Below are 26643 nucleotides of genomic sequence, written 5' to 3' on the forward strand. Positions count from 1 at the left end.
CCGGCTTAAGTGAAGAGGTAAACCAGCGCCGAGAGCAGGGTGAATAGGGTAACTATGCCTGCGATGATGACGACGATTTGGCGTTCCGTAAGAGGGCGATGGTAGGTTATGGTGGTGACGAGGCTTTTGCGGCTATCCGAGCTGAGGCGTTTGCCATCGAAGACCACAGCTGCTTTTTTATGCACAAAAAACGCGGAGAGCAAAATGAGGGCGGAGTTGAAGACAAATGGGATTATCGAGATAAACAGGTTCACTTTCAAATCAGAGATAACTGCGAAGGAAGCCACTGTCATGCCGATTGCAAACGAGCCTGTGTTACCTACAAAGATTTTGCCTGAGAAATTCAGGACGGCTAGAACCACCCAGAATAGCAGGGGCCCCAGCATTAAGATCCAGTTGGGGGAGAACGCCATTAAGCCAGCGATGACTATGGCGGGGCATACTGATTCCAGCCCGTTTAAGCCGCCAAGCTGATTCACTGTGTTTGTCACGATCATGACGATTAAGGGTATTATTATGTAGAAGTAGGCGACGCCGAAATCTATCATGCCCACGAATGGGAGAGTTATGGTTGTTCGTGCACCGATAAACTGGGCGTAGTAAATGAGTGGCAACGCCGCGATTAGGGGCATGAATGCTTTGTAGCGCCATTTTAGGTCAATCCAGTCATCCATCATTCCCATGAAGCCGCCGAATAGGATGCATGCTGCAAGGGTGAAGGCTGCGGAGACAGGTTCAGGGTTTGTGCTTTGCTGTAAAAAGTAAACCAAGAAAAGATAAACGGTGGTGAATAGGACGTAAAAAACGCCTAAACCCCAGGGAACAAGGGGGCGACCGACTTTATGCTGGTCAGGGACCCTGGGGAACACTTCGGTCGCTTCCTACTTACCCTGTTGCTCCGACGGCGGCGTTGTATGCGTCCCAATCGATTTCGTAGATAGCTACTATCGGGACGATTCCGCCGTATTGGCTGGGCGAGGCGCTTATGCCTGAGAAGTAGGCTTGCTTGAAGTATGTCGGCGCCGCCACGGTCTGGTCAGGGGTTAAGTTTACGCCGGCTGCCTGCATTACGCTGCAGTAGGTGGCTTCGGCGTTGTTTAGCAGCTTAAAGACGGTGCTGCTTAAGCCCTTATTGTTCCATACCCAGGTGCCTGTTTGTTGATCAGAGGAGCCGAATGCGGATTCATTGGCCCATGAGTCTGCCGCGCTGACGAAACCTGAATCTATGAAGCGCTGCTGGGCTTGCCCCGAGATTCTTGCCATCCAGTACCATTTGCCTTCATCAGCAAAGCCAGCGGGGTACGCAATGTACTCTCCACCTGAACTTGAAGTCGAGGAGGAATTCTGGTAGAAGGTTAAGGTGAGGAAGACAGCGATGTATTTAACGCGGGACTGATCGTAGGTTGAAAGCATACGCAGCGTCTGATTTTCGTTTCCCATGAATGCGAAGCCCACGTTCTCTATCTGCGTGCTGTTACTTGTGGTGTTATCCGCCAGGCTGGTCACGTTGCCTATGTCGGTAAGCCAGTTGCCATAGTCCCACCACATCACAACAACGTCGGATGGCGCCGCATTGGTGTCAAGCCATTCGAGCGCGTCAAGCCATGCAGTGATGGGTTCGTTGAGGTTTGCTCCGCCCACTGGCAAACTTGAGGCGCTAATTGCAGTTGGGGTATAGGCCTGGGAGACCGCTCGGGGGGTTCCGCCTGTTTGGGGCGAAAACGCTAAGCTGGTCACCAGCAGCATGAATATGACGAGGACAGCGATGCCGCCGAATTCTTTGCTGACCCGGGGCATTTTGCGTTTAGCCTTCACAACCATCCGCGGTGCCTCCTGCAGCATATTAAAGAAGGGCGAGATTAAGCCAACGATGCCTATGCCCGCGATTATCGCGAAAGCCGGCGCTAAAATAACCAGCAACCGAACCATGGAGGTTGAGAAGTAAAGTGCGGTTGCACCGAAGAGCAGCAGGAAGATGTTTCGGTTGGTTGGCTTTTTGAGTACGAAGTAGAAGCCGACGAGGAAGAAGAGGATGCTGACGCCCATTTCGATGTAGAGGTTGCCCCATGCTGAAATGCGCTGCTCAGCCACTGAATCGATGAGTGGAGATGCTGAGCGGATGAAGGGGTCAAGGACCGTGATGAATTTTCCAGCTAGGCTAGTTAATGCGCCAGTGGCGGCTAACACGGCGAATACGGCGACTATCGCAACCACGGAGCCGGCAACCAGCGTCATTTTGTTTCGGACGGTTATGTTGTTGCGTAGAAGCTCAGCTACCAGAAGCACCACGAACCCAGCAGCTACAAGCAGCACTACGGCTGACACCAGATAGTTAAATGAGAGGTAGGGTACCTGCATGCCGATGAACAGAGCCAAGCCGAAGGTTATGCTGTAGCTGATGAGCAGTCTTTGGCTGTAGCGCCGGAGCAGCACCATCGCGAATACGAAGAGCACGGATAAGCCGATGATGTAGTAAGCTGCGCCCCAGCCGCCGATGAAGTATGCCAGCGCTAAACCCGCGCCGACTGAATAGAACAGAGAGCCCTTAAGCGATCGGTTGCCATCTAAGGAACGCAGGAACAGGAAAATGAACAGGACTAAACCTAAGACACCGGGGACTTCTGTGTCGAAGAATCCCAGGGAGCTTCTTTGAAGGAACGAGGGGGCAACTGCAAGGAACAGGGCTGCGAATAAGCCGACTGTGCGTCCACCCATGTCTTTGCCCAGTAAGTAGAGGATGGTGCAGGATATTACCGCTATGAATGCCGGTAGAATCGAGCAGAAAGTCATCAAATCAAAGCTGCCGAACACCGAAGCTATGCTGTAGAGCGCCCACGCGGTCATGGGCAGAGAGGGCAATGCGCCAGACATGTCTAAGCCGTTAGGGTACCATTTCATCATGTCAAACCATGGAGTCGGATAATACGGGGAAAGCGGACCAAACTCCACCATATGCTTGGTTAAGCTCAATTGATAGTAGGGGTCAAACTCGTTAAGGTAGGCTGTGCCTGCAGCAAGGTTTTCCCAGCGAAGCGGCAAAATGCGTACGGTAAAGGCGATAAAGAGAATAAGGATTAATGCTGCGTATGCGAGGATTGTGCCGTGGCTTACCTGTATGCCTACTCTGTTGAAGACTGACAAGCCATTGCCAAGCCTTTCTTTAATTGATTCCCCCACTTTAGCCATCTCTCTTTCCAATGTAGTTTTAGATTGTACTATTTTACACATTGCAGATTTATTTATGGCTTTCCAAAACAATGAGGCAGGGGGTTTGAAAGCTTCAGCTGTTCATCAACTCGCCCCTGAACTAATCGGCAACCCCGCATCCATGGCGAACAAGAAAAAGCGTCAAGCCCACAAAACAAACCAAAAATTCATGCAAAAACAGCTTTTCGGCAAAACACCCCAGCCCCCACTGCAAGCCATTTTAGAACTCTGTTTTGGACAGCCGCAACAGGATAAGCACGCGAAGAATGTTTATCGCTTGTTTACCGGCTTAACTTCTACATCGATAGGCAGCAGAGAAAGTTTGCGCCCACATTTAGGGCAGTTTCCACCGCTCAACTGGATTATTTCGTCGGGAGGCTTGAGTTCTGCTCCTTCGTAGAGGACATGACTGCAGCCATGACAGATGACACGTTGCGGCATCCCAACCATCCTGAATGTTATAGGGGTATGTTGCCGCGGTATTTATCAGTTTTCTGGGAAAGTTATTTATCCCTCAGCAGGCGACTTTGACCTAAGATGTGGATTGCTTGAATAAAACGCCGCTTATCACCATCGGAATCGTCGCGTATAACCGCGCGTGGATAATTGATAAAATGCTGGCTTCCATACAGAGCCAAACCTACCCCCACAGCAGCCTATACGTGCTCTTTGTCGACGGGGAAAGCAAAGATGGAACCGCACAACATGCACAAACCATGCTTAAACAATCCGATTTCGAGGGTTACCAAGTCATCGTCAAGAAATGCAACATACCCGAAGGCCGAAATATTTGCCTCAGCCAGATGCGGGGGGAGCTGCTTTTGTTCTGGGACAGCGACGTAATCATGCCCCAAGACGCCGTTTCAAGGCTTGTTGATTCGTTGCAGCGGGAAGGGGCCGATTTGATGTCGGCTGTGGTGAGGCAAATCACCGTTGCATCAACCGATGAGATTGCAGAAAAAATCCGGGAAATCACCGCTCCAACGGATCAGCCGCAGAAGCCAACAGAAACAATCAAGGCGGCGATGATGGGGCAATCATTGCTCACCCAGAAACTAGCCAAGGCGGTTTCCTTCGATGAGCAACTCACCATCCAAGAGGACACGGATTTCTGTCTACGCGCCCGCGAGCAGGGTTTCCGTTTAATGCTGGATCCCAACATCACGGTTTTAGATGTTAACATGTTTAACGTGGCCTACAGCGACATCTGCATCGACATGTCCTTTGGCGACGCCTTGAAGGGCATCCGCAAAAAATCCAAGGTGCAGGTCTACGCTTACCCATTCCAGAGGGGGTGGCGCCGCAACTTTTTCTGGCAATACAAACGCTACGTGTTCTATCTGCTCTACCTCCCCGCCTTAGCCCTGACGCTGTATGGGCTAATAGCGCAGAACCTCATCGCTGCCCTGATATTCCCAGCTTACGCCCTGTTTTATTTGGCGCTGCAGATCCGGCGGCGAGGCGCAGGCAGGGGATTTAGGGCGTTTGCTTTGAGTCTGCTGGTAGGCATCCCCAACGCATTGTGGGTGGCGGTTTACTGGGTGAAATACAAGATATCAAAACCCAAGTAGCCAACTTGCATAGTTACGTAACAGTTACCCCATCCAATTAGGGCATGAAAGGCTTGAGTAAGTACACCTTAATCATCACCGAAAAACCCGATGCAGCAAACCGCATAGCAACCGCCCTCGACGAGCAAGGCAGCCCCAAAAAATCCCTGAAAAACGGCGTCCCCATCTACCATGCCAACCGCGGCGGCGACATCATGGTTGTTCCGGCGCTGGGGCACCTCTACACCATCACCGCCCAGAAGGGCACCCGCGGCTACCCAGTTTTCGATTACCGATGGGTCCCCCGATACGTAGCTGAGCGAAAAGCCAAGCATATCCGGGTGTGGCTAGACGTCATCAGCAAGCTTGCATTGGATGCTGAGGCGTTTGTGGATGCCTGCGACTTCGACGTGGAGGGCAGCATCATCGGCTTTAGCATTCTGCATTACGCCTGCAGCGGCAAAGACGCAGTGGCTAAACGCATGAAGTACTCCACCCTAACCGAGGAGGAACTACAGGACGCCTACGCGCATCTGCTGCCCCACCTGGATTTCCGGCTTATCGAGGCGGGGCTAACCCGGCATGAACTGGACTGGCTCTTTGGCATAAACCTCTCCCGCGCCCTCACCCAAGCCGCCAAAAACAGCAGCGGACAATACGCCACCTTAAGCACGGGCCGGGTGCAGGGACCGACATTGAGGTTTTTAGAGGAGCGAGAACGGGAAATCCGAGGGTTTGTGCCCTCGCCTTACTGGACCCTCACCGCGAAGGTAGCTGTGGGCGACGTGGCTTTTGATGTGGAATATGGCAAATCCATCCAAACCGAGGCGGAGGCAACCGCGCTGCGGGACAGCTGCAGAACCAGGCAGGGCATAATCGTGTCGGTGGAGGCTAAGGAGTGCTTTGTGGCGCCGCCGGTGCCCTTTGACCTTGGCAGCCTGCAAAGCGAAGCCTACAAGCATTTCCGCTACACCCCCATGCGCACGCTGAGCATTCTTCAGCGGCTATACCTTGATGCGCTGGTTTCTTATCCCCGGACCAGCAGCCAAAAGCTCCCAGCGTCCATCGGCTATCGGGGCATACTGGGGAAACTAACCCGAGCCGCCAGCTACAGCAAACACGCCGCTGAACTGCTCGTTAAAGCGGACCTCAAGCCTAATGAGGGCAAAAAAACCGACCCGGCTCACCCAGCTATCTACCCCACAGGCAACTTTGCACAGAAACCCCTAGGGTCAGCAGAGAAAAATGTTTACGACCTGGTGGTTAAGCGGTTTCTAGCGGTTTTCGGCGACCCCGCATTGCGCCAATGCATCAACGCCACCGTAAACCTCAACGATGTCCCCTTCGGCTTTGCGGCGGCGCGGACGCTTCGGGAAGGCTGGTTTAAGCTTTACAGGCCCTATGTTGCACTGAAAGATGATGCGGTGCCGCCTTTAGCTGAGGGATGCCCCGTGGATGTTAAGCGCCTATTGGTCAGGCAGCATTTTACGCAGCCGCCGCCCCGATATAACCCCCGAAGCCTCCTCCAGAAGATGGAGAAGGAGGAAATCGGAACCAAAGCCACGCGGGCAGCCATCATCGACATACTGCAGAAGCGCCGCTACCTAAACGGAGCCGACAGCCTATCCGTCAGCGATTTAGGGCTCTCAGTCACGGAGGTTCTAGAACAATATTGCCCAACGTTGGTTTCCTCTGAGATGACGCGGACGCTGGAGGCAAAGATGGAGCAGATTGAGAGGGGCCAAGAAACCAAGCAGCAGGTGCTTTCAGAGGCCGTGGAAACCCTCAAAGCAGTCACTGCCGCCCTTAAAAGCCAAGAGGCACAGGTCGGAGCCCACCTAAGCAGGGCAATCGCGGATGCCCGCCAAGAGGAAAAAACCGTTGGGAAATGCCCCGGGTGCGGTGGGAAACTGGTTGTTTTGCGTTCCAAAAAAAGCGGGAAGCGGTTTGTAGGCTGCATGGGCTATTTCGAGGGCAAATGCAAGGTGACTTATCCGCTGCCGCAGACGGGGACGGTTAAGCCGTTGCCTGATGCCTGCAAAAGCTGCGGTGCACCCGTCGTGGCGGTGTATATGCGGGGGCGCAAAGCATGGCGGCTATGCCTTAATCCCCAGTGTTCCTCGAAGGCGAAAAAGCAGTCCTGACCGGGAAAGCCACCGCTGGTTAGCCAAGAACGGGTTTTCGCCGCAGTATCATGGGGTTTAGGGGTTGGGTTTTTTGGCGATGCGTGGTTTGGCTGAGGGCATCTAGGGCGTCGTTGAGGCGATATTTTGTTGGCTTTCAGAAAAATTCATTAACTGGAGAAGGGGCTAAAGAAGTAGCACAGTACCTATTTGAGGATGAGGAAGAAAGCAGCTATGTCTGGAAAAATGAAGAAAACCTCCGAAAACATGTCGTTTTCGCTGAGTCGATGGTTCCGCAAATTAACCCAGAATGCACCCGCAGCAACCATAGTAACCCTCGTCGGCATATCCTACGCCATATTTCTCTTCGGCGGAGGCCTCTATGACCTTATCAACGCGGGAACAATTCAGCCCTCAGGCTACAGTGCAACTACAGGGCAATTCTTCTTCCTCTACCCGGACATAAGCCAGCAGTTCGTGGCAGACACCATCGTAGCCATAACGCTCTACGCATTGGGCTTTGTGGGGATGCTGGCGGTTTACCAGAGCACCAAAAACTTCAACAAGCCACGGCAAGCCTACATGCTGCTGGTGATAGGCGTTACCTTCCTGCTGCTCTCATACATATTCCTGGAAGGCGCAGTCCTGTTCAAAACGAGCTAAACGCTCCCCTTCTCTTCAAATAATTTAGCTATAGTTTCTAAGTTTATGTTTCTGGTTTGCTCTACCAGGGGTTCTTTTTCAGCTTAAGCTTATACGCTAAGTAATTAGTGAACAAGTGAATCGGCGGAGTAATCAAAAGAACCGTTATGGCCACTGCCCAGTTCACGCCAGCCCAACCTGCCAGAGCCAGCGGCAAAGAAAACACCACGGCGCCCACCACGAAGTCAACCTGATCCACGACAGGCAACAACCCGCCGGGTGCAATGTCGAGGCGTCTCTTTATGAATGCACCCGTTAAGTCGCCAAGCAAGGCACCGAGGGGAATCAGCAAGGCAAAGGCAACGGGGTAGTTGTCAAAACCGAAAACTGCGCCCTCCGCTAAGCCGACGCCTACGCCCACCAGCCAACCGAAGAAGAAGCCGCGCCAGGTTTTGTTGTTGCCGAAGACCCGTTTGCCGTCGACAAAGTTTCTGCCGAAATCCATCTTTTTGCCGCCGCCTGCCAGAACGGGGGTGCCGTTGGCGCAATAAGCGGGGAAAATGAATATGAGGGCTTGCGCGACTATGAGGGCAACATCCATTGGGTTTCAACCGTACTTTGGGAATTGTGTATCTCTTATTCCGACTTCCCCTATTTGTATGTAGCATATGTTTTGAGCCACAAGCTGTGGAGCCTTCTCAAGGGTCACTTTGATTGCTGGAGGATACTCGGTGGGTTTAAGCGCGATTATTAGGTCAGCCCAGAACTTGAGGACACGCGTGGCAACGGGGCGGACGCTTTCGTTTTCCTCATTCATTATACTGCGGACCTGGCTGGTTAAGATAAGGGGGATACGGCGGGTTTTCACGGTCTGCGCCAAAATCGCCAGCTGCCGATTAAGTTCACGGTTCACACTGTAGGCTTTGGCGTGGGCGGCGGCTTGGGCGCTGTAGAGCGAAGTGAAAGTGTCAATCACGATTAAGCCCACGTTGACAGTGTAGTCTTCAATGTGATCTACCACGGCGGTTTGCTCCCGGAAGTCCCGGGGCTTAACCAGCACAATCCGCTCGGCCACCGCATCGAATCTGTCACCTGCAAGCTGCGAGAGCCGCTTTGCCGAAAAAGTGTTATCGCAGTCCACATAGAGCACTTTTCGGTTTTGCATGGCGGCGTGGAGGGCGCATTGCATGGCCAGCGTGGATTTGCCGGTTTCGGGTTCTCCATAGATTAGGGTGATGGTTTGGGGCTGGATGCCTCCGCCTAAGGCGTTGTCGATGCATTCTATGCCCGTTGCTGTTTGCGCCATGGAGTTCACGTCAACGTATTTAATGTGAAAATAAATAAGGTGTTTTGCACTTAAACGTTAAGGATTGCGTGTATGAAGGGAAAAGTTGCCGTTGCAACGGTGCAGGGAAAAACCTACTTTTATTTAGTTAACGCGCTAAAGGAACACGCAATCCCATTTACCAGCCTGATTCCGGGGGAGGCAGTGCCGGCGAGGGTAAAGCTGGTTTTAACTACGCCGCAGGAGCAATCCAAAGTGCTGTTTGAGCCCCTGATGGTTTTCCGCAGCGAAGCCGAATTGGACCAGTTGATGATTGAGGTGATGCGGGTGCTGCATGGCAAATCTGCCTACAATAAAATCATCGTGGGAATCGACCCCGGCGAAGCCACTGGGTTGGCGATTATAGCGGATGGCATCGTTATCTTGGAGGAGAACTGCTATAGCATTCACCAAACAATCACTAACATTCTTAAGGTAATGCGGACAGTTAATCTTGCAGTTACCGATGTCACGGTGAAAATCGGCAACGGCGTCCCCGTCTACCGTGAGATCCTAGAGGAACTTGACTATGCGTTGCCACCGCAGGTCACTTTAGAGGTGGTGGGGGAAGCGGGAACCAATCGCCCGCTAAAAGAGCACCGGCGCAGCCGAAAGATTAGACATATATCCTCTGCTATCCGTATAGCTGGCAGAACAGGACGCCAAGCGATGAGGAGAAAAACACTTGAGGCAGACCATACAGCCCAATAACACCCTACTAGTGGATGGACCAGCATCCGTTTGCCTAGTCGCTGGAAAAGTCGAGGTTTTCGGTTACCCCATCAAGGTAAACCAGCATATCGTAGTCCGCACAGGAAAACGCCTGCCCTTCTACGCTGAACAAGCAGCTGAGGTGGAGGTGCTGCTGGGCGCCAACGCGGCTGTGGCGGAGTTTGGGGGAAACACCGTCCCCGCCTCATGGAGCCAGCCGGTTCAATCCGCACTTGGCATCGAGAAGAAACCCGTGGTCATCGCGGTCATAGGCGCTTCGGATTCGGGAAAAAGCAGCTTCTGCACTTACCTATTCAATAAACTCATAGAAGCCGGCGGCAGAGTAGCGGTTGTAGACGGCGACCTGGGGCAATCTGACATCGGACCCTCCGCCACCGTAGGCTACGGCATGGCATCTAGGCATATAACGCAGCTTCATAATCTGCGAATGCGAAACGGCTTCTTCGTCGGCGTCACCTCACCTGCTACGATGCAGGCCAAAGCCATCGAGGCAGTTAAAGCGATGCTTACCGAGGTTTACCCCAGGGGAGCAGACTATATTTTAGTTAACACTGACGGCTGGATCAGCGGTGCAGAGGCGGCGCTCTATAAGATAGCGTTGCTTACGGCTGTTCAGCCTGATTTGATTGTTGGCGTGCAGGTGCAGGGGGAACTGGAGCTTCTACGGGGCAGCTTAACCGCTAAGCCGGTGATGCTCATTGAAGCCTCAGCTGCCCTCAATCCCCGCAGCCCAGAGAAACGCAAAGTCCTCCGGGAAATGACCTATGCCCGCTACCTCAAAAAAGCCAAGCTCCAATGTTACCCGCTTAGCCAAATAAAAGTGGAGCCCAGAGGCTCAGTTCCTAAAAAGCAGGAGCCCGACAAAGGCGTCCTCGTGGGGCTCTATGGAGGCGGAGCCAAATTTTTAGGCATCGGAGTGCTGCGCGCCATCAACGTGGGCAGACGCGTCTTGAAGGTTCAAACCTCAGTTACAGATAAGCCTATGCGGCTTACATTCGGCAAGGTGCTGCTGAACCGTAAGCTGCAGGAAAATCAGGATTAACGCGAAAAGAAGCAGCGCACCTCATCCGCGAGCAAACCGGGTTTGTCTGGGAGTGTTTTCATGCCGCTGGTTATCCAGGAGGGCAAAAAGCTCTTGCAGTAGGCGGTGCCGAAGCGGAAATCCAGAAACACAATCGCGCCTTTATCGTCGAGTGTGCGGATGGGTCTGCCGGCGGCTTGGGAGGCCTTTTTCATGGCGGGCAACACGTAGCCGTATTCGCGTCCCCTGCCGGGGAACTGCCGCTCATAGTAATCTATCTGCGCCTTCACACGGGGAGTCGGCTCCGCGTAAGGCACCCCCACAACCACGACGCTGTTCATCTGGTTACCGGGGAAATCCACGCCCTCCGAGGTGCGTCCGCCCTGCACGCCGAGGAACACTGCGCCGCCGCGGTCTCCGCAGGCTTTGAAATCTGAGACCAGCTTCTCGTTGGCTTTGCTGGTCATGCCGCTTTTCTCGTGGTAGAGGGGCTTTAGCAGCTGGTTTTCCAGTCCCTCCGAGAGCAGGCTATTTAGAACCTGGAAGGACGCGGCGAAGATGCCGGTGTTGGTGGGGGTGCTGTTGACAACTTCGTTTATGCGGTCAATCATGGTCTGGTACATTTTGGGCGTGCGTTTCTCCATAGAGGTAGTGACGCCGTTGCAGACTGCGGAGAACACGTGTTCACGCGGGAAGGGGGAAGCGGCCAGGAACTGCACCGTGCTCGCCGGCAGCTTGGTGATGCGGGCGAAAGCCTCCAGAGGCTGCAGCGTACCCGACATAATCACGTTAGCGTAGGTTGCCGAGAAAACCGGCTCGGTGATTTTAGCGGGGTCCAACGCGACGATTTCGAGTTTGCCGGATTTGCCGCCGTCTTTGCCGAAGTATTTGCTGGCAACGTTGATGTAGGCTTCGTCGCCGATGGTTTCCGCCCACTTCTGCAGAAACTCCCCCAGCGAGTTAACGTAGCTGCGGGGGTTCTTGCCGTCTGCCAAAAGAGCTTTTTTGATAGCCATGCCGGCTTCGTGGATGTGCTCGAAGAACTCTTTGGGGCGCTTGATGTTGCCCTGCTTCTCGATGATTTCGATGATGCGGCTGGGCGAGATGATTTCTTCCTTATGGATTTTGTCAGTTATCGCCTCGACTTCGCCGCGGAAGAAATGCGTGAACTCCTCGATGTCTTTATAACCGAATCTCTCCGCCTCCATCTCCGCCGCCTTAAGCACAAACAGCGTAAGCTGGTTACTGGATATGTCAATGGCGGTTTCAGGCAGATTATGGGCTTCGTCGACGACAAGGATAATTTTTGAGAGGTCAGTTTCAAGGTTCTTAAGAAAAGCCGTGCGGATCTGGGGATCAAACACGTAGAGGTAACTGAGCGCTATAACGCGTGCTTCGCCGATTGCACCCTTCACTAGCTCATAGGCGCATAGCTCCTTTTTTTTGCAGACACGCAGAATCTCCGAGCCCATGTAGGGGCGGCTGGCAACCTGCTGCTGAAGCTGCAAATACTCGTATGTGCGCTCATCCACGTTGCGATAGAAGGGGCAGCGTCCCTTGGCTTTAAGCAGCTCGCAGACCTCCATGAGCGATTTGGAGTCGAAGGCGCCGTTGGCGGCGAAGGCGTTGAGGCACATCTCGTTGCGTCCGCGGATGGAGACGCCTGTGACGGGGCGGCGCTTGTAGATGGCGCGGAGTTCCTCGATGACGCGGTCATGTTGGCGGTGTGTGCGGGCAACGTAGAGGACTTTAAGGTTCTTCTTCATGGCGACCGGCAGAACTGCGGAGAGTGAACTGATGGTTTTGCCTAAGCCGTTGGCGCCCTCAATAAGCACGCTTTTGCGGTCGTTGACGGCTTGGTTGACGGTGGCTATGAATTCGTCTTGGTGGGGGCGGGCGCCGCTGTAGGGAAAGTACTCGGCGACTTCCAGGGGCAGCTTACTTATGGCTTGGCGCCTCCGCAGGTGTTGGATGGGCAGTAGCATCTGACTGGGCATTCGCAGTGAAGGGGCTTTTGGGCTCTGCAGAACTGCCTGCCTAAGCCGATGAGCAGCAGATGCACAGAAAGGTAATCTTTGGCTTCAAAATGAGCTTGCAGACTCAGGCGCACAACTTCGTAGCCACCAGTCTGTGGGGCAAGCCCTAGCCGCCTTGAAACGCGGTTAACATGCGTATCCACTGGGATGGTGGGTTTGCCAGCGCTGAAAAGCAGCACCACATCGGCGGTTTTAGGCCCCACGCCCTGCATCGCCATAAGTGCCCTACGCGCCTCCTCCACGGGCAAGCCCACGACGGCGTCAAGCGAGCCCCCGTAGCGATTGAGGATAGTTTTGGAGGCAGCTTGGATGGCTTCCGCCTTGGCTTGCCAGAGCCCCGCCACTTTGATGGCGTTCTCAATCTGGCTTTTTGGCGCTTCTGCGAGGGCTTTTGGGGTGATTTTTAGGGTGCCTTGTAGTTTTTGGTAGGCGCGTTCGGTGTTGGCGTCGGCGGTGTTCTGCGAAATAATCGTGGCCACCAGTGTCTCGAACGCTTCGGAGCTGGCTTTGACGAGCCGCGGCATCGGCAGCGTCTCCTGTAGGGTCTTTAGGATTGTTGCCGCATAAATTTGACTTGCCGTTTGCCTTCACGCCCCCTAGTGGTAATGCCAAAGTATGGTCTGTTTAGTTATAAATACCATCTTGACACAAAAAAATAAAAACAGAAGAAAAGGTGACTCCAAGCTTAGAGGTTTATTTCTGAGTTGCAAGCAGCGGGTTTAATTTACTCTGTTAAGGCCTCTGCCAGCGTATCCGTCACTAACCGATAACGCATCATTTTAGGTAAAATAAGTAAAGATAGTAGTCGCCGCAGGGCATAGTTTCATAGCGGTAATTCTCCATTAAATAGGCGAGTTCTGCGGGGTTTAGGTTGCTAAGTTCAGGGTACTGGAAGTACAAGAATAAGTCGTAGTCCTTTTCTTTGAGTTCTGCCCTAAGGATTTCAACGTTATGTTGCTGCGTTAATATGCAATCGACTTGGTTGATTCTGTTTATTGGGGGAAGAGGTTTAGAAGTGCTGTTTGTGGCTGAAATAAAAAAAATCAGCCCTTGAAAACAGTTTGAAAGGATACTTTTGTTTGCGAATTTGCCTTCGTCAACGAGGTGCTGAATGGGTTCTTGGGGGTTCCAACCTGAATATTGAAAATGGCTCTGCAAGGCAAAGTTAGGAATCAACAAAACTGCTATCAATACAACCAATAATATCGGGTACTTTTTTACAGAGAATTTTTTCTGCAGACAAGTCACCTTGGAGAGGGCGGTAAAAAATAAAGTTGAGAGCAAAATAGCAAGGGCAAAGTAATTAATCACGTAAACCCGAGGGGTTGTTTTCGGCGCCATAAAGAAGGCTACGGTATAAAAAATAAGCATGGAGGCAATCAGAAGGTACCGGGTGTCTTTTACCTTAAAAACCGCGAATAACGAAATAAACGATAGGAGAAAAAGAAGGGGCTGAAAGCCGAAAGCCAAGGGCAGGTAATAGTAGAAGCCTGCGTTGCTAACATGAGATACCGCCCACTGGCTTGTGAAAAAATTGGTGTAAACAAACTTCCAAGGCAGATACTCTAATTGACCAACATAGAGGTAGGTTGAGAGGGTTTCCAAGAAAACGGCGATAAAGAGGAAGGGGAAGAGGTAAATGAAGAAGCTCCTTCGGTCTTTAAACAAAAGATAAATGAAGAGAGGCAAAATCAAAATCGCCATATCAAACCGAATAAGGAAACTAAACCCCATAATCACTGACGAAATAAGGTAATCTCTGGTACGTGTTTGCTGTGCCTCGAATCCGTGGAAAAAGGCATATAATCCAGCTAAAAAAAAGGCAATGGCTGGAAGGTCACTCATTACCCACCTTGTAAAATCTAAAAGGTAGGGAATTGTGCCAAAAGCAACCGAGGCAACAAAGGCGAAATCGAGTCTTTTTGTTAATTGGCGAACAAGCAAAAAAATGAAGAGGGTAGAAATCAGAAGGTAAGCAATCATTAAAAACCGGGCAACCTCAATTTCGGGTGGTATGAAGAGGATAAGCAGGGGAGACCGCAGGGGGTCAATCCAGTATTTTAAGCCGCCAGAAATATGGCTCCATATGCTTCCAACGGTGTTAAGGTAGCAGAAGCCATCGATGTCAGCATAGTAATTTGAGGCATATTGCGAGTAAACGAAGGCTGAAAAGGAACCAACAATAAGCAAGACAGAAATTATTGTAATCAAAGTAGCGTTCTTTAAAATTATTGAACTGATACTTTGATTCATATAAACGCTTGTACGGTTGACTGTAATATAAAATTTGGGTAACCCAGAACTATGGAGTAGACGCTTGCAATGGGTTTCCAGACGGTGCAGCTGTTTTTTTGTTGAAGTTAAGGTTCCAGTTTCCCAATGTGTTTGCGCTTAGAATATTATTTTTATCGATTGTGACGCGGTCCGTGTGTGAGTCTTCGAAAGCCAAGCCGTATCCGCCGGAACTTCGAACTCGATTGCCTGTCACGGTTGCATCTGTTACCCATTTTATGCGGATGCCATCCGCTCCTGCGCCGTCAACCACATTGTTGACAATCAATACGGCCACAGTCCGTTTATCCACCGATGCACCTGAAATGAGGATTCCTTGATCAGATTGCTTTCCACATTGCCTCAGGACGTTACCTGAAATGACTGCGCCGTTGCTCGATGCATCTGCCCCGCCGAAATAAATTCCTGGGCAGCCGGTTCCGGTGACAAAGTTGTTTGCTATGGTGGCGTTGTTGGCTCCATCAGCCACCTCGATCCCAGCCATGTAGGCGTCTTGGATGCTGTTATGTAAAACTACATTGCCGCAGCAGACGTTTAGGCCTTGGTTGCCGTCAACTGCGATTCCATGTGCAAAGCCACCCGCATAGTTGCCGCCTGCATTCTTCACTATGTTGCCTATGATGCTGTTGTAGCTGCCGCCTGTGCTTACTATCCCATGGTACCCTGTCAGGTCGATGTAGTTGCCGTAGACTAAGTTGTGGTTTGCGCGGCTAAGCATCACGCCCTCCCCTAAGGCGTCTTTGACGGTGTTGTTGGAGAGGTTGTTGAAGATGCCCCCTGTGGTTTCGACGCTTATGCCCCTGCCGCCGCTAAAAAAGACGTTGTTGGCGGCAATCAGGTTGCGGCTGGAGCCGTCGCCATCGGGGGTGTCTTTGATAACAATGGGTGTTCCAACGTAGAGGTCTCGGTTTCCATAGAGGTCCGAGCCTACCAAGGCACTGTCGTTTACTCCTGAGAATTCAAACATCGTTCCATTGTAGCCCAAAATGAACCGGGCGCCTGAGCCGCATAATAACGCTACTCTGCTAGCCATGTAAACTGCACTGCTGAGTGTGTATTCTCCTTTTTGGATCAAAATTAAGCCGCCGGAAGCATTCAAAGACGCCACCGCGGAGTTCAGAACCGCCGCTGCTTCTGTGCCCTCTGCGCCTCCGACGCCGCCGGGTCCGCCGTAGACAAGTTGCTTGTTGGCTTTTGCGTATGTGTATTTGCCGTCGGTTGTTATGTTATAGTAGGCTTGATTGGCATCCAAAATATACGTGGGGTAGCTGCTGTTGGTTAGCGGGGCAGAGGTTGCGGGGGGTGCTTTTATTTCTGCGGTGCTTGGAGGATCAGTTGCGGCGTGGTTAGGCGGGTTTTGAATGAAAAGCACGGTGGCTAAGGCAAAGATGCATATGCCCGTTATGGATATAACGATGGCGCGGGTTAATTTTCTGTTTCTCTTTATAGCCTTCTCCAGTTTTGCCACGTCCTTGGCTCAAAGGCAAAAAATCGTAAATCACTACAACCATTTTCGCATTAACTAAGTTAAACCTTGTTTCAACAGCAAAGCCGATTTGAAGACATTAGTTATTGGGCTTCTCAGACAACCAGAGGGGCATCATGCTTTCTGAAAAAAGCCTAAAAGACCAGATAACAAATAGGCCGCGTCGAAAAGTGGACAAAGCACCCGGTTCAAAGCGAAAGCAGCCCTATGTCTTGCTATAAAAGCTTCATTTCCACCTTGAAAATAAAGTATTTAAGACAGCGCTATCTTATTAAAAAAACAAATAATTTATTGTTATTTAGGTTGTATTGTCCGATGGCAAATTTGGGACTGATGACTAAAAACAGAATCGGGCCACGCACTATCTACAAGACCCTCAAGTTTAACTCGGCGGCTTTAGGCAAATCAATACCTTCACGTCACCTATTAGGTAATCTCGTCGATGGAAAAACAAAAATAAGTATAGAAAAAGGCGCTCAACTCGAAATCAAAGGTAACCTCGAGATGGGAATTAACCCTGAGAACTTTTTTCCCTCAAATGCGCCTTGCATTCTCACAATGGGGGAGAACAGCAGAATCATTTTCCATGGAAACATAAACATTGGGAGGGGAGTTATTATTGAAGCTCAAAGGAATGCCACCATCGAGTTTGGTAAAAACGTCTGTATTAACTCCAATGCTACGATAATTGCTTCTCAAAGCATCAAAATAGGAGATAGCACCGGAATCGGGTGGAACTCAGAGATCATTGATACTGATTACCATGGAATGTTGAATACTATTGGCGATGTTAAAGTAGCTGGACCCATCGAAATTGGGAGCCACGTGTTTATCGCTCGCCATGTCTATATAATGAAAGGCATAAAAATCGGTGACGGATCAATCATAGGAGCCGGCGCAATTGTCACACATGACGTACCGCCGAATTGTTTAGCAGGCGGGATACCTGCAAAAATAATTAAAGAAAACATCCAATGGAAATAATATAAGGCAGCAGGCGGCTTACCGATAAAACTATTCTCAGTTAACGCATATCCACAAGTTTAACCTATCAACAAAGCGCAATCAATTTATCCACATATATGCAATCAGAGGTAACGGCAGGCAACAGCGCTTTAGCCGCCAAATCAGTAAACTTATAAATTGAGCGTGCCCAGCATAAGGGTAGGCGCACAGGATGCTTCAAGCAAAAATCAAAGCCCTCAGCCCAGCCCAACGCTTAGCCACCGTCTTCTATGCAGCCACGGGACTGCTGCTACTGGCGTTTCTGCCCCTCTCAGGGTATCCCCCCCACGTAGGGTTTCTGGGCATCTTTAGCCTCATCGGCGCCTACAGCCTATTCACAAAACGGTCATGGGCGCCCTGGCTGGTTTTTGTGTTGCTGATAACAAACAGTGTCTTCTCACTCTACACCCTCTACGCCGTGGGCTTAAGCAACATCATAGTCGCGTTAACCATGATTGGCTACGCGTTGCTCACCTGGCTATTCACCTATATTGCAGCGGTCAAGCGCTACGATTAGGTTCTGCCTGCGTAACCGCGGAAAAGCCAAACTGTAACCTGCCTCTCCACATCCACAAAGTCCTCGTCGGGGGCAACATCCACAAAGCCATCTGCTGCAGCCAACCCAGAAACCCCGCTGGCTAAACCTATCGGCTGAGCAATCAAGCGGCATTTCTCGTCAAAGAGCAACCGAACCAACGTGTAGCTGCGGATGCCTTTAGCGCTAAACATGCGTGCCCCTGCAAACGCGGTGACTGCACGTAAACCCGCCACGGGGCGTCCAGCCAGCCGCTGCAGCAGCGAGCGAGCAAAGATATGGAACATCAACAGCGCCGCGGAGGGCTCAGATGGCAGCAGCAAGACGGGTTTGCCAGCTGCGTAAGCGGCAGAGAAGCCTTTTCCGGGTTTAGCTGCGACGCCGTTGACAACTAAGCCGGGTTTCCCCAGCGTATCGATGGTTTCCGCAGCTTCTGAGCCGCCGCAGACCAGCACCATATCGGCTGAGAATAGGGCAGCCTCCAGAAGCCTATGCAGTTCTGACCTGCCGGATGCCACGCCGAAGTATACGGGTTTGCCTCCGCAGTCCATAATTGCCGTGGAGAGGCAGTAGCCGTTGACATCGAAGGTTTTGCCTGCAGGCAGAGGTTTGCCGAGTTCAGCAACGTCGCCGCCAACACACAGAACCGCCACCATCGGGATCCTTAAAACCTTAACTTGCGTGTAGCCCAAAGCAGCTAAGACACCGATTTCCGCGGCGCCCAAAACCTGCCCCTGTTTAAGAACCACTTTGCCTTTGGGGATGTCGCTGCCCTGCGCCTGCACGCCCTCGCCCGAGTTGACGGAGCCGTAGATTTCCACCGTGTCGTCTTCGCGTTGGGCATCTTCAAGGGCAACCACGGCGTCTGCGCCTTCGGGAAGCACTGCTCCGGCTGCAACCTCGACGGCTTCACCCTTCACGTGGGCAGATGCTGCCATGCCGGGAACCATGCAGCCCCCCACTTTGAGCACCAAAGGTTCCTCCTCGGAGGCACCGGCGGTATCTGCTGCCTTCACGGCGTAGCCATCCTGCCTTGCAGAGTTAAAGGAGGGGACATCAAAGGCTGCCTCCACGTCCACTGCGAGCACGCGGTTGTAGGCTTCCAGCAGCACCGCCTCTTCCACGCCTAAATCGGCGGGTTTAAAGTCTGCTTCGATGGCTCGTTTAGCTTCCTCAAAGGTTAAAGGCTTGCGAATCATGTAGGCTCACACCTTAGCAGACTGCTCTACACCTAAAAACGTATCGAAGCCGCACAGCGCCGAGGAATCAACGGATTCCGCAAGGAGACGCTGTAAAAAACAATTAAACAAATTTTTCCTTTGTTGCCGCAGTCATTTTCCTGATGAGATCTTTGATTTCGCTTATTTGGCCATGCACCAGCAGCTTGCCGTCGCTCTGCAGCTTGATTTGCAACCCATGCGCCTTAGCCATCTGCTCAATCCGCTCAGCCGTCAAATCATCATGCGGCTCCACACGAACCCACTTCTGGTCCCGCGGCACCCCCGTAACAAACACATTTTCCTCGGGGGGTTCCTCGCAGACTTCCGAGGTGGCCTGCTCAAGCTGCATGAGCCATTCATCTACCCGCTCGGAGCCGAAGGTTTTCTGCGCCTCCGTAACCAAATATGCCTCGACGTTAGCTTGGAGTTCCTCTGCCTTCATGATGGCGTCGCCGTGGCTGCCTTCGCTGCAGGCAAGCTTAATCATGGATTTTGATGCACGCAGGTCCTCTATGATTTTTGTGGGTATCTCTACGCCTGCCTTTTTGAGGGCAAGCATCATGTCCTCAAGTAGCCTCCAAGTTGCCATGGTGTGGCCCATACACTCAGCCTCACATAAACTAAGCAGGCTTCGGCTTTTAAGGGTTAATTGCGCATTTGGCAATTTGGAAAGGATTAAATCACAATTATGCCTAGATAGTGGTGAGGTAATTTTTTGTCACAAACCAGTAAGGTAACCTTTGATTTTGGAAGCCTAACCCAAACCCAACTCAACCCCCTCTTAAACACTCTCCCAGTTGAAATCACCTTCATCGACGAAAACGACACCGTCCAGTACTTCAACAACCCCCCGAAAATGATTTTTATCCGCACCAAAGGGGTCGTCGGCATGAAAGTCCAGAACTGCCACCCAGCCAAAAGCTTACACACAGTAACTAGGATAACGGAATCCTTCAGGTCAGGCAATAAAAACGCCGCTGAATTCTGGATAAACTCGCATGGACACGTGATTTACATCCGCTTCTTCGCAGTCAGAGACGCCGCCGGCAAATATTTGGGTGTGGTGGAGGTGGTGCAGGACGTGACTGAAATTCAGGGGCTGAAGGGTGAGCGGCGACTGCTTGACTGGACCGATTAGGCGAGCGCTATGAAGCTGGTTAAGGTCCGCTCTGAGGGGCTGGCGCATAACAGCTACTACCTCTCCAGCCGCGGCGAAGCAGCAGTCATTGATCCCCGACGCGACAGCCAAATCTACAGCCAACTCGCCGCCGAGGACTGCAGCAAAATCCGCTACATCCTTGAAACCCACCGAAACGAAGACTACATCGTCGGTTCACTGGAACTGCAGAACCAAACAGGCGCCCAGATCTGCCACAGCAAAATGCTGCCTTTCCGCTACGGAGAACAGAACCTTAGCGGCGGCGACACCCTAAACCTTGGCGACGTCAAAATCAAGGCCCTCTACACGCCGGGGCACACCGACGAATCCCTCTGCTATCTGGTCTATGAAGGCGAGGAGGCGAAGCTGGTTTTTTCAGGCGACACCCTCTTTGCGGGCTCCGTGGGCAGAACCGACCTCTACGGCGCAAACAAATGGGCAACGCAGGCCCAGAAGCTCTATGATAGCCTCCAGGGGGAGCTGTTGACGCTGGACAGCGGAGTTTTGGTTTACCCAGCGCATGGCGCAGGCAGCGTATGCGGAGGCGGCATCACAGGATACGAGCCTACCAGCATAGGCTACGAGAAGCAAACTAACCCGTATCTGCGGTTGACCAAAGAGGGGTTTGTCGAGAGGGCGATGGCGGAGCAGCTGGTTAAGCCAAGATACTTCAAAACGATGGAGGAACAAAACCTCAACGGGGCGCCGCTGCTAAGTGAACTCTCATATCCTAAACCGCTGACGCTAAGCCAGTTTGAGGAGCAAATGCAGCATCCAGGCATGGTAGTGCTTGATACGCGGCGACCCTACAGTTACGCGGGCGCCCATGTCCCCAACGCATTAAGCCTCTGGCTAAACGGAAGTAGCGCCTACACGGGCTGGCTGCTTGACCCCGCCCAGCAAGTCATCTTTATCCATGAGCGAGCAAGCGACAACGACACCGCGACCACGTGGCTGCGCAGGCAGGGCTTTGATAACCTAGGCGGTTTTCTCTGCGGCGGCATGGAGGAGTGGCAGGAAGCCGGCAACCCCATCAAGAGCAACCCCACAATAACCGCCTCTCTGCTGCGCGGTAAGCTTGATAGGGGGGAAGTTGCGCTGCTGGATGTGCGGGAACCCCACGAGTGGCTCAAGGACGGCTACGTCGGAGGCGCCACGCTGATAAACTTCGCTGAACTACCCCAGAAAACCGCTGAGTTACCCATGGATAAGCCTTGGGCGGTGACGTGTTCAGTGGGGAACCGAAGCAGCATCGCAGTCAGCATCCTTGAAAGGGCAGGCATCAGCGGCGCCAACGTGCTGGGCGGCATGACGGCCTGGACAAACCTTGGGTACCCAACAAAAAAGGGGTTTTAGGGCTTCTGCCCTGCCTCTTTAAGGGCTGTAGCTAAACGGGTGCTTTTGGCGGTCTCCTTGGGCTCAAGCATCTCCTTGACGAGCCCATACTGCCGCTGGTAGATATGGCAGTTTTTAGAGTGAAAAACAAGTTTACCCGTCTTAAGCGAGAGGTTGCCGCGTTCATTGATCTCTGAGACAAATGCCTCGTTGAAGAGCTGTAGCCCCGCGATGTTGGCAGGTAACCCTCCGAAGGCGTCCCAGCTTCGGAAATAACATGTCAGGTGCATTTGTCCATCGTGGATTTCGGTGTCGATGAGGCTTAGGCAGGGCGGCTCGCTTTTGTTGCCTTTCGCATCGTATTTAGCGATGTCGTCTGGTCGCCGGATAACCATGGTGACTTGGCGGTCCCGCTGCTCTTCTACGTAGCGTTTTATGGCTTCTTGAATTTGGTCTATTGGCTTGTTAAGTCGGCTGCCATAAGTGTAAACCTCGGTATCTGCACATTCTCCAGACCACAGATACTCAAGTGCATACCCCTGAACATACTTAAAGTCACATGAGGCCTTATCGCTGACCAGCGGGCGATTTTCTGGGTGAGTGATTTCTATGGTTAGGTTGAGTTTTTTTGTTTCTGTTTCCTCGGAGCCAAACCCCACACGGAAAACGTCGCCTTCCCTCCAGATGCTGTTTAACGCCTTAAACCATGCGTCTGGACAGTCAAATGCAGTTATCTTCACATGCTTCACAACTATGCCTCCGAGATACAACTATTGTTTGCGTGTTTGAATATAAGTTTACGGCTAAATCATCCCAGCCAGCCACCGATATCTAATCGGGTGCCAGATGGCTTTTTCCGTAAATAATAAACCGAACCGCCGACACAGCTTACAGTAAGAAGGTGCCCTAAACGAACAAGCCAGCAGCATTCGCCGTTTTATTTGCGATTTTACTCAGCGGATTAGTTATAATTAACGTCGGACAACTTGACGCTGCGCAGGCCACTCAATCAGGCCAGCCTATAGTTCGGGTGCAATCCATCGACGGCGGCGCCGTTAACCATGGAAAGCAATGGTGGGATAACAGTACCCAGCAGAACATGCTTGACCCCGCAAGCACCCAAATATCGGCGACTTTAACCAAGCAGCCCACTGAAGGCAACGTACTCATCGCCACAGTAGGCCTCCAAACGCTACTCACCAACAGCCCATTCTACTCCATTAACGTTTCAAGCATAACACAAGACGGGGTAACCTGGACGCGGCAAGCAGGAAACAGTTACCGCGGATGGTCAAGCGGCGTTGAAATCTGGCTGGGCATAGTCGGCGCAAACGCGGCTTCAACATTAACCTTCAACGTAGCCGTTGACCCAGCGATACCCGATTTCGTCGCGGCGGCATATGCTGTCTGCGAATACTCAGGCGTCGCCACCGCTGCTCCGCTGGATCAAACCGCGGTTTCCCACAGCACCGACGCCAAAACAAACACCGGAAAAACCGCTCCCACAACCGCCCCCAACGAGCTTTGGATAGGCGCAGTTTATGTTGAGTCCTCAGTTAACCAAATCTCGGGGCTAAACGGCTTCTCGCTTGTCGGCGGAACCACCCGGGGCACCGAGGGGCGGATAACGACGGCGCTGCTGGAGCGGGTCGCCACCGAAAAAGCGGAGGCATGGTCAGGCAGCGAAATAAGCGGCCAAAACATGATGGTGGGCTACATAGGCTGCATAGCTACCTTTTATGGCAGCGACCAAACACCCCGAGAAACCCCATCTCCCTCCCCCTTATCGGGGAACGGCACCGCACTGCAGTTCACCTGCCAAAGCGTCGCCGCCGCAAACATAAAAGTAAACATCGAAGGCTCCTTAAGCGGCAACGGAACAGGCATAGCCGGCGAGCCGGTTATCTTCACCTACAGCGTCAACAACGGCGCCTCATGGCTGGACCTCACCTGCGTAAACACCGACGAGCAAGGATGCTTCAGCGTCACCTGGACGCCGCAGGTCACCGGCAACTACCTTATTAAAGCGGACTGGGCAGGCAACGCAGCCTTTGGGGCGGCAAGCACGACTGTGAGCTTAGCCATAGCGGCCACGCAGAGCCAGAGCAGCTTCACAGTGAACTCCAATTCGACGCTTTCCGCGCTGAGTTTTGATTCAGACAGCCAGCAGCTTGGCTTCTCAGTTTCGGGGCCAGATGGAACATGCGGCTACGTGGAAGTTTATGTTCCAAAAACCCTGCTAAGTGAGGCTTCGGGTTTGACGGTGACTATGGATGGGACCCCTGTGCAGTTCAGTTACCAATCCATGGGGGATGCTTGGCTGATTTCTTTTTCTTACCATCACAGCAGCCACCAAGTCACCATGAACCTAAACGGGGCAGAGGCGGGTGGAGCCGTTGATTCCATGATGGGATGGATTGTGGCAGCGGCGGTTCTGGTTCCCCTGGCGATTCTGGTGGCAGTGATTGGTTTAGATAAAAAGGGCAGGGCAAAAAAGGCTTAACTCGGCTACCGCATAAATGCAGCCTCAGAATCCGAAGCGGCAGTAGCCCGAGTTATTATAGATAATAAGTATTCTAATACGGCAACCTTTAATCAAGGCACCTTTGCACTCTCTACACGAGAGAGGAGAAGTCCTCGAAAAACCCAGAGGAGACCAAAAATGCTTGAAGAACAAGGAATCATAGTGAACAGCGAATTCAAAATAGAGAAAGCACTAAAAGAAAGAGGAGCCTTCGACGAAAAATCCGCCGCAGACGCCGAAAAAGCCGACGTGAACTACGAGGGCGTGCTGGAGTTAATGGAGAAAAACGGCTTAATCGCCAAAACTTCAGAGGGCAAAGTTTACCTCACTGAAAAAGGAAAAACCCATCAGCCAAGGTCTACACGCCAAGGCATCGTGCGCAGATTCATCAGGTTCTCAAGAAACAAGTAAACGATTTTTGTTTTTTAAAAAATTAAAGGGGAAAAAGGCCGCTGGGTTAGTAGGGCATTCCGCCCATACCGCCCATGCCACCCATACCTCCCATTCCGCCCATTCCTCCCGGGGGCATCGGAGGTGCTTTGCCGCCTTTTATGCTGATGAGGTCGTCGATTTTCAGGATCATGTTGGTGGCTTCGGTTGCGGATTTGATGACTTGCTGCTTAACGCGGAGCGGCTCCACGACAAGTTTGGGGCACATGTCCACGATTTTGCCTGTGTTGACGTCTATGCCGAAGGTTTTGCTGTCTGGCTTCTCATGCTGAGCCCGCAGTGCAACCATGATGTCGATGGGGTCAAGGCCAGCGTTCTCTGCGAGAGTCAAGGGGATTTCCTCCACTGCCTCCGCAAAGGCTTCGATGGCAAGTTGCTCTCGTCCGCCGACTTTAACTGCAAAGGCACGCAGACCCTTCGAAAGTTCAGCTTCGGGTGCGCCGCCGCCTGCAACGATTTTGCCGTCTTCGATTACGTTGCGGACAACACATAAGCCGTCGTGTAGACTGCGTTCTGCTTCGTCGAGAACATGATTGGCTGAGCCGCGGATAACAATAGTTACGGCTTTGGGGTTCTTGCAGTCGCGGATGTAGATTAGTTTGTCATCGCCGATTTTGACTTCTTCGACGCGTTTAGCTTTGCCCAAAACATCTGCGTTTAATTCTTTAACGCTGGCAACAATCATGGCGCCGGTGGCTTTGCTGAGCTTTTCCATGTCGCCGCTGCTTAAGCTTTTAACCGCGAGGACGCCGGCTTTACCCAGGAAATGCAGTGCCATATCATCGATGCCTTTCTCGCAGAAGACCACGTTGGCGCCTGCTTTGGTGACGGATGTAACCATCTCTTTAAGCATGCGTTCTTCTTCGTCGAGGAAAAGTTTCATCTGGTCTGGGCTTTCTATGTTGATTTTTGCGTCGAACTCGGTTTTCTCGATTTCGAGTTTGGCGTTGAGGAGGGCGATTTTTGCGTTGTCGATTAGTTTTGGCATGCCGCTGCTGGCGACTTCTTTGTCGATAACCATGCCTTTAACAAGCTCGGTTTCGTCTAGGCTTTGACCGTGCTTCTTAACGATTTTGACCAGGTCTATGTCGGCGACGTATTTGTCTTCGACTTTCTCGCTGACCTGCTTGACGGAGTCAACGATGATTTTTGCGAAGTGTTCCTCGGCGACGTTGATGCTTTTGCTTGAGATAGAGGTAATTGCGACTTCCCTGAGGGTTTTTTCGTTGTCGAATGCAACGGGTAAGGCGATGTTTTGAAGGATCTTTTGGGCTTCTTCGCTGGCTTTCTTGTAGCCCTCAATTATGACGGTGGGGTGAATGTTCTTGTCGAGGAGCCCCTCGGCTTTCGCGAGCAGTTCACCTGCCAAAATAACGGCGGTTGTTGTTCCGTCACCGACCTCTTTGTCCTGCGCCTTGGCAACTTCGACGAGCATCTTGGCAGCTGGATGCTGAACATCAAGTTCCTTCATGATGGTTGCGCCATCGTTGGTTATTGCAACGTCGCCCATGCCGCTGACAAGCATCTTATCCATGCCGCAGGGGCCAAGCGTTGATTTAACTGATTCAGCAACGATTTTCGCTGCCATAATGTTGTTTCTTTGGGCTTCACGGCCAGTACTTCTACCTGTGCCTTCCTTTAGAACTAGAACGGGAATGTTTCCTGCACCTTGTGACATAACTTTCACCAATGTTCAATCTTAAGTATAAGTTGGGATTGAACAATCAAACTTTTGAATATAAGTTTTTCTCAGCATCCCGGCTAATACTTGAATCCAGCAACATGTAAACGGGCATGGAAAGCTAGGTTTTAGTTTCGCCCTTCTCCCGTCTAGTCTTATTCACGGTCGCCGCGGCTATAAGTTCGGCATCTTCCTCGGATGCCCCGCGTTTAAGTTCGGATTCCTTGATGTGCTGGTACTGGCGTTTACGTTTGGGTTTTTCTACGCCTCTTGGAGGCAAACTATCACCTGCCCGGGAAATAAAAAATGGTTTTTTACAAA

25 protein-coding genes are annotated in these 26643 nt (G+C 52.0%); 12 read left to right on the forward strand and 13 right to left on the reverse strand.

The window, feature by feature from the left end:
* Positions 1-5: 5 nt before the first annotated feature.
* Both NWE93_07255 and NWE93_07260 read right to left on the reverse strand, forming a co-directional pair.
* Positions 6-869 carry a hypothetical protein gene (locus tag NWE93_07255; GenBank protein MCW4000019.1) on the reverse strand — a complete coding sequence of 288 codons (864 nt, stop codon included), beginning with the start codon at positions 867-869 and terminating at the stop codon, positions 6-8.
* Between the two features lie 16 nt (positions 870-885).
* Entirely contained in the window at positions 886-3141 is a 2256-nt protein-coding gene (locus NWE93_07260; GenBank protein ID MCW4000020.1) for a hypothetical protein, read from the reverse strand.
* Between NWE93_07260 and NWE93_07265 the strand changes: the two genes are divergently transcribed.
* From NWE93_07265 to NWE93_07280, 4 genes are all read left to right on the forward strand, one after another.
* On the forward strand, positions 3128-3607 hold the full coding sequence (locus NWE93_07265) for a hypothetical protein (protein ID MCW4000021.1): 480 nt from the start codon (positions 3128-3130) through the stop codon (positions 3605-3607). The two genes, NWE93_07260 and NWE93_07265, sit on opposite strands and share 14 nt — an antisense overlap.
* A gap of 148 nt (positions 3608-3755) precedes the next feature.
* Positions 3756-4778, forward strand: coding sequence for a glycosyltransferase (locus NWE93_07270; protein ID MCW4000022.1), 1023 nt, complete (start codon positions 3756-3758; stop codon positions 4776-4778).
* 53 nt (positions 4779-4831) lie between these two features.
* Positions 4832-6901, forward strand: a complete 2070-nt coding sequence (gene topA / locus NWE93_07275) for a DNA topoisomerase I (GenBank protein ID MCW4000023.1) — start codon at positions 4832-4834, stop codon at positions 6899-6901.
* A gap of 213 nt (positions 6902-7114) precedes the next feature.
* A complete protein-coding gene (locus tag NWE93_07280) occupies positions 7115-7543 on the forward strand; it encodes a hypothetical protein (protein MCW4000024.1) in 429 nt (142 codons plus the stop codon).
* Positions 7544-7604: 61 nt separating this feature from the next.
* On the opposite strand, the gene NWE93_07285 is transcribed toward NWE93_07280, so the two are convergent.
* Positions 7605-8123 carry a CDP-2,3-bis-(O-geranylgeranyl)-sn-glycerol synthase gene (locus tag NWE93_07285; GenBank protein MCW4000025.1) on the reverse strand — a complete coding sequence of 173 codons (519 nt, stop codon included), beginning with the start codon at positions 8121-8123 and terminating at the stop codon, positions 7605-7607.
* A gap of 6 nt (positions 8124-8129) precedes the next feature.
* Positions 8130-8828, reverse strand: coding sequence for an AAA family ATPase (locus NWE93_07290; protein MCW4000026.1), 699 nt, complete (start codon positions 8826-8828; stop codon positions 8130-8132).
* A gap of 72 nt (positions 8829-8900) precedes the next feature.
* On the opposite strand from NWE93_07290, the gene NWE93_07295 reads away from it, so the two are divergent.
* Together NWE93_07295 and NWE93_07300 are read left to right on the forward strand one after the other, a co-directional pair.
* Positions 8901-9557, forward strand: a complete 657-nt coding sequence (locus NWE93_07295; protein ID MCW4000027.1) for a hypothetical protein — start codon at positions 8901-8903, stop codon at positions 9555-9557.
* A complete protein-coding gene (locus NWE93_07300; protein MCW4000028.1) occupies positions 9532-10620 on the forward strand; it encodes a Clp1/GlmU family protein in 1089 nt (362 codons plus the stop codon). Before NWE93_07295 ends, NWE93_07300 begins: the two co-directional genes overlap by 26 nt.
* Here NWE93_07300 and NWE93_07305 read toward each other — a convergent pair.
* From NWE93_07305 to NWE93_07320, 4 genes are all read right to left on the reverse strand, one after another.
* Positions 10617-12584 (reverse strand): ATP-dependent DNA helicase, encoded by a 1968-nt coding sequence (locus NWE93_07305; GenBank protein MCW4000029.1) that lies wholly within the window; start codon positions 12582-12584, stop codon positions 10617-10619. The genes NWE93_07300 and NWE93_07305 overlap by 4 nt on opposite strands.
* Positions 12542-13159 (reverse strand): endonuclease III, encoded by a 618-nt coding sequence (locus tag NWE93_07310; protein MCW4000030.1) that lies wholly within the window; start codon positions 13157-13159, stop codon positions 12542-12544. The genes NWE93_07305 and NWE93_07310 overlap by 43 nt, the downstream gene beginning before the upstream one ends.
* A 250-nt stretch (positions 13160-13409) precedes the next feature.
* Positions 13410-14846 (reverse strand): glycosyltransferase family 39 protein, encoded by a 1437-nt coding sequence (locus NWE93_07315; protein ID MCW4000031.1) that lies wholly within the window; start codon positions 14844-14846, stop codon positions 13410-13412.
* A gap of 91 nt (positions 14847-14937) precedes the next feature.
* Positions 14938-16395, reverse strand: a complete 1458-nt coding sequence (locus NWE93_07320; protein MCW4000032.1) for a right-handed parallel beta-helix repeat-containing protein — start codon at positions 16393-16395, stop codon at positions 14938-14940.
* A gap of 351 nt (positions 16396-16746) precedes the next feature.
* Between NWE93_07320 and NWE93_07325 the strand changes: the two genes are divergently transcribed.
* Both NWE93_07325 and NWE93_07330 read left to right on the forward strand, forming a co-directional pair.
* On the forward strand, positions 16747-17397 hold the full coding sequence (locus NWE93_07325; GenBank protein ID MCW4000033.1) for an acyltransferase: 651 nt from the start codon (positions 16747-16749) through the stop codon (positions 17395-17397).
* A 193-nt stretch (positions 17398-17590) separates the two neighbouring features.
* Positions 17591-17935 (forward strand): hypothetical protein, encoded by a 345-nt coding sequence (locus tag NWE93_07330; protein ID MCW4000034.1) that lies wholly within the window; start codon positions 17591-17593, stop codon positions 17933-17935.
* Here the strand turns inward: NWE93_07330 and NWE93_07335 are convergent.
* Both NWE93_07335 and NWE93_07340 read right to left on the reverse strand, forming a co-directional pair.
* Positions 17932-19152 carry a hypothetical protein gene (locus tag NWE93_07335; GenBank protein ID MCW4000035.1) on the reverse strand — a complete coding sequence of 407 codons (1221 nt, stop codon included), beginning with the start codon at positions 19150-19152 and terminating at the stop codon, positions 17932-17934. The two genes, NWE93_07330 and NWE93_07335, sit on opposite strands and share 4 nt — an antisense overlap.
* Before the next feature lie 103 nt (positions 19153-19255).
* Complete coding sequence (locus tag NWE93_07340; GenBank protein ID MCW4000036.1) at positions 19256-19774, reverse strand: DUF2096 domain-containing protein; 519 nt, start codon at positions 19772-19774, stop codon at positions 19256-19258.
* 114 nt (positions 19775-19888) lie between these two features.
* Between NWE93_07340 and NWE93_07345 the strand changes: the two genes are divergently transcribed.
* Both NWE93_07345 and NWE93_07350 read left to right on the forward strand, forming a co-directional pair.
* A complete protein-coding gene (locus tag NWE93_07345; protein MCW4000037.1) occupies positions 19889-20311 on the forward strand; it encodes a PAS domain-containing protein in 423 nt (140 codons plus the stop codon).
* A 9-nt stretch (positions 20312-20320) separates the two neighbouring features.
* Complete coding sequence (locus NWE93_07350) at positions 20321-21688, forward strand: rhodanese-like domain-containing protein (protein ID MCW4000038.1); 1368 nt, start codon at positions 20321-20323, stop codon at positions 21686-21688.
* On the opposite strand, the gene NWE93_07355 is transcribed toward NWE93_07350, so the two are convergent.
* Positions 21685-22416 carry a thymidylate synthase gene (locus NWE93_07355; GenBank protein ID MCW4000039.1) on the reverse strand — a complete coding sequence of 244 codons (732 nt, stop codon included), beginning with the start codon at positions 22414-22416 and terminating at the stop codon, positions 21685-21687. The two genes, NWE93_07350 and NWE93_07355, sit on opposite strands and share 4 nt — an antisense overlap.
* A 281-nt stretch (positions 22417-22697) precedes the next feature.
* Between NWE93_07355 and NWE93_07360 the strand changes: the two genes are divergently transcribed.
* Both NWE93_07360 and NWE93_07365 read left to right on the forward strand, forming a co-directional pair.
* Complete coding sequence (locus tag NWE93_07360; GenBank protein ID MCW4000040.1) at positions 22698-24170, forward strand: hypothetical protein; 1473 nt, start codon at positions 22698-22700, stop codon at positions 24168-24170.
* Positions 24171-24329: 159 nt separating this feature from the next.
* On the forward strand, positions 24330-24602 hold the full coding sequence (locus NWE93_07365; protein MCW4000041.1) for a hypothetical protein: 273 nt from the start codon (positions 24330-24332) through the stop codon (positions 24600-24602).
* 46 nt (positions 24603-24648) lie between these two features.
* Here the strand turns inward: NWE93_07365 and thsB are convergent, their stop codons facing one another.
* A complete protein-coding gene (gene thsB, locus NWE93_07370) occupies positions 24649-26319 on the reverse strand; it encodes a thermosome subunit beta (GenBank protein MCW4000042.1) in 1671 nt (556 codons plus the stop codon).
* Between the two features lie 124 nt (positions 26320-26443).
* Positions 26444-26602 (reverse strand): hypothetical protein, encoded by a 159-nt coding sequence (locus NWE93_07375; GenBank protein ID MCW4000043.1) that lies wholly within the window; start codon positions 26600-26602, stop codon positions 26444-26446.
* Between the last annotated feature and the right edge of the window lie 41 nt (positions 26603-26643).

The organism is Candidatus Bathyarchaeota archaeon (assembly GCA_026014735.1).
Lineage (GTDB): Archaea > Thermoproteota > Bathyarchaeia > Bathyarchaeales > Bathycorpusculaceae > Bathycorpusculum.

Excerpts from the sequence above, each read along its gene's own strand:
- NWE93_07280 (MCW4000024.1), top strand. The coding sequence starts at position 7,115 with ATGTCTGGAAAAATGAAGAAAACCTCCGAAAACATGTCGTTTTCGCTG.
- NWE93_07285 (MCW4000025.1), bottom strand. The coding sequence starts at position 8,123 with ATGGATGTTGCCCTCATAGTCGCGCAAGCCCTCATATTCATTTTCCCC.
- NWE93_07290 (MCW4000026.1), bottom strand. The coding sequence starts at position 8,828 with ATGGCGCAAACAGCAACGGGCATAGAATGCATCGACAACGCCTTAGGC.
- NWE93_07295 (MCW4000027.1), top strand. The coding sequence starts at position 8,901 with ATGAAGGGAAAAGTTGCCGTTGCAACGGTGCAGGGAAAAACCTACTTT.
- NWE93_07305 (MCW4000029.1), bottom strand. The coding sequence starts at position 12,584 with ATGCTACTGCCCATCCAACACCTGCGGAGGCGCCAAGCCATAAGTAAG.
- NWE93_07310 (MCW4000030.1), bottom strand. The coding sequence starts at position 13,159 with ATGCCGCGGCTCGTCAAAGCCAGCTCCGAAGCGTTCGAGACACTGGTG.
- NWE93_07325 (MCW4000033.1), top strand. The coding sequence starts at position 16,747 with ATGACTAAAAACAGAATCGGGCCACGCACTATCTACAAGACCCTCAAG.
- NWE93_07330 (MCW4000034.1), top strand. The coding sequence starts at position 17,591 with ATGCTTCAAGCAAAAATCAAAGCCCTCAGCCCAGCCCAACGCTTAGCC.
- NWE93_07335 (MCW4000035.1), bottom strand. The coding sequence starts at position 19,152 with ATGATTCGCAAGCCTTTAACCTTTGAGGAAGCTAAACGAGCCATCGAA.
- NWE93_07340 (MCW4000036.1), bottom strand. The coding sequence starts at position 19,774 with ATGGGCCACACCATGGCAACTTGGAGGCTACTTGAGGACATGATGCTT.
- NWE93_07350 (MCW4000038.1), top strand. The coding sequence starts at position 20,321 with ATGAAGCTGGTTAAGGTCCGCTCTGAGGGGCTGGCGCATAACAGCTAC.
- NWE93_07365 (MCW4000041.1), top strand. The coding sequence starts at position 24,330 with ATGCTTGAAGAACAAGGAATCATAGTGAACAGCGAATTCAAAATAGAG.
- thsB (MCW4000042.1), bottom strand. The coding sequence starts at position 26,319 with ATGTCACAAGGTGCAGGAAACATTCCCGTTCTAGTTCTAAAGGAAGGC.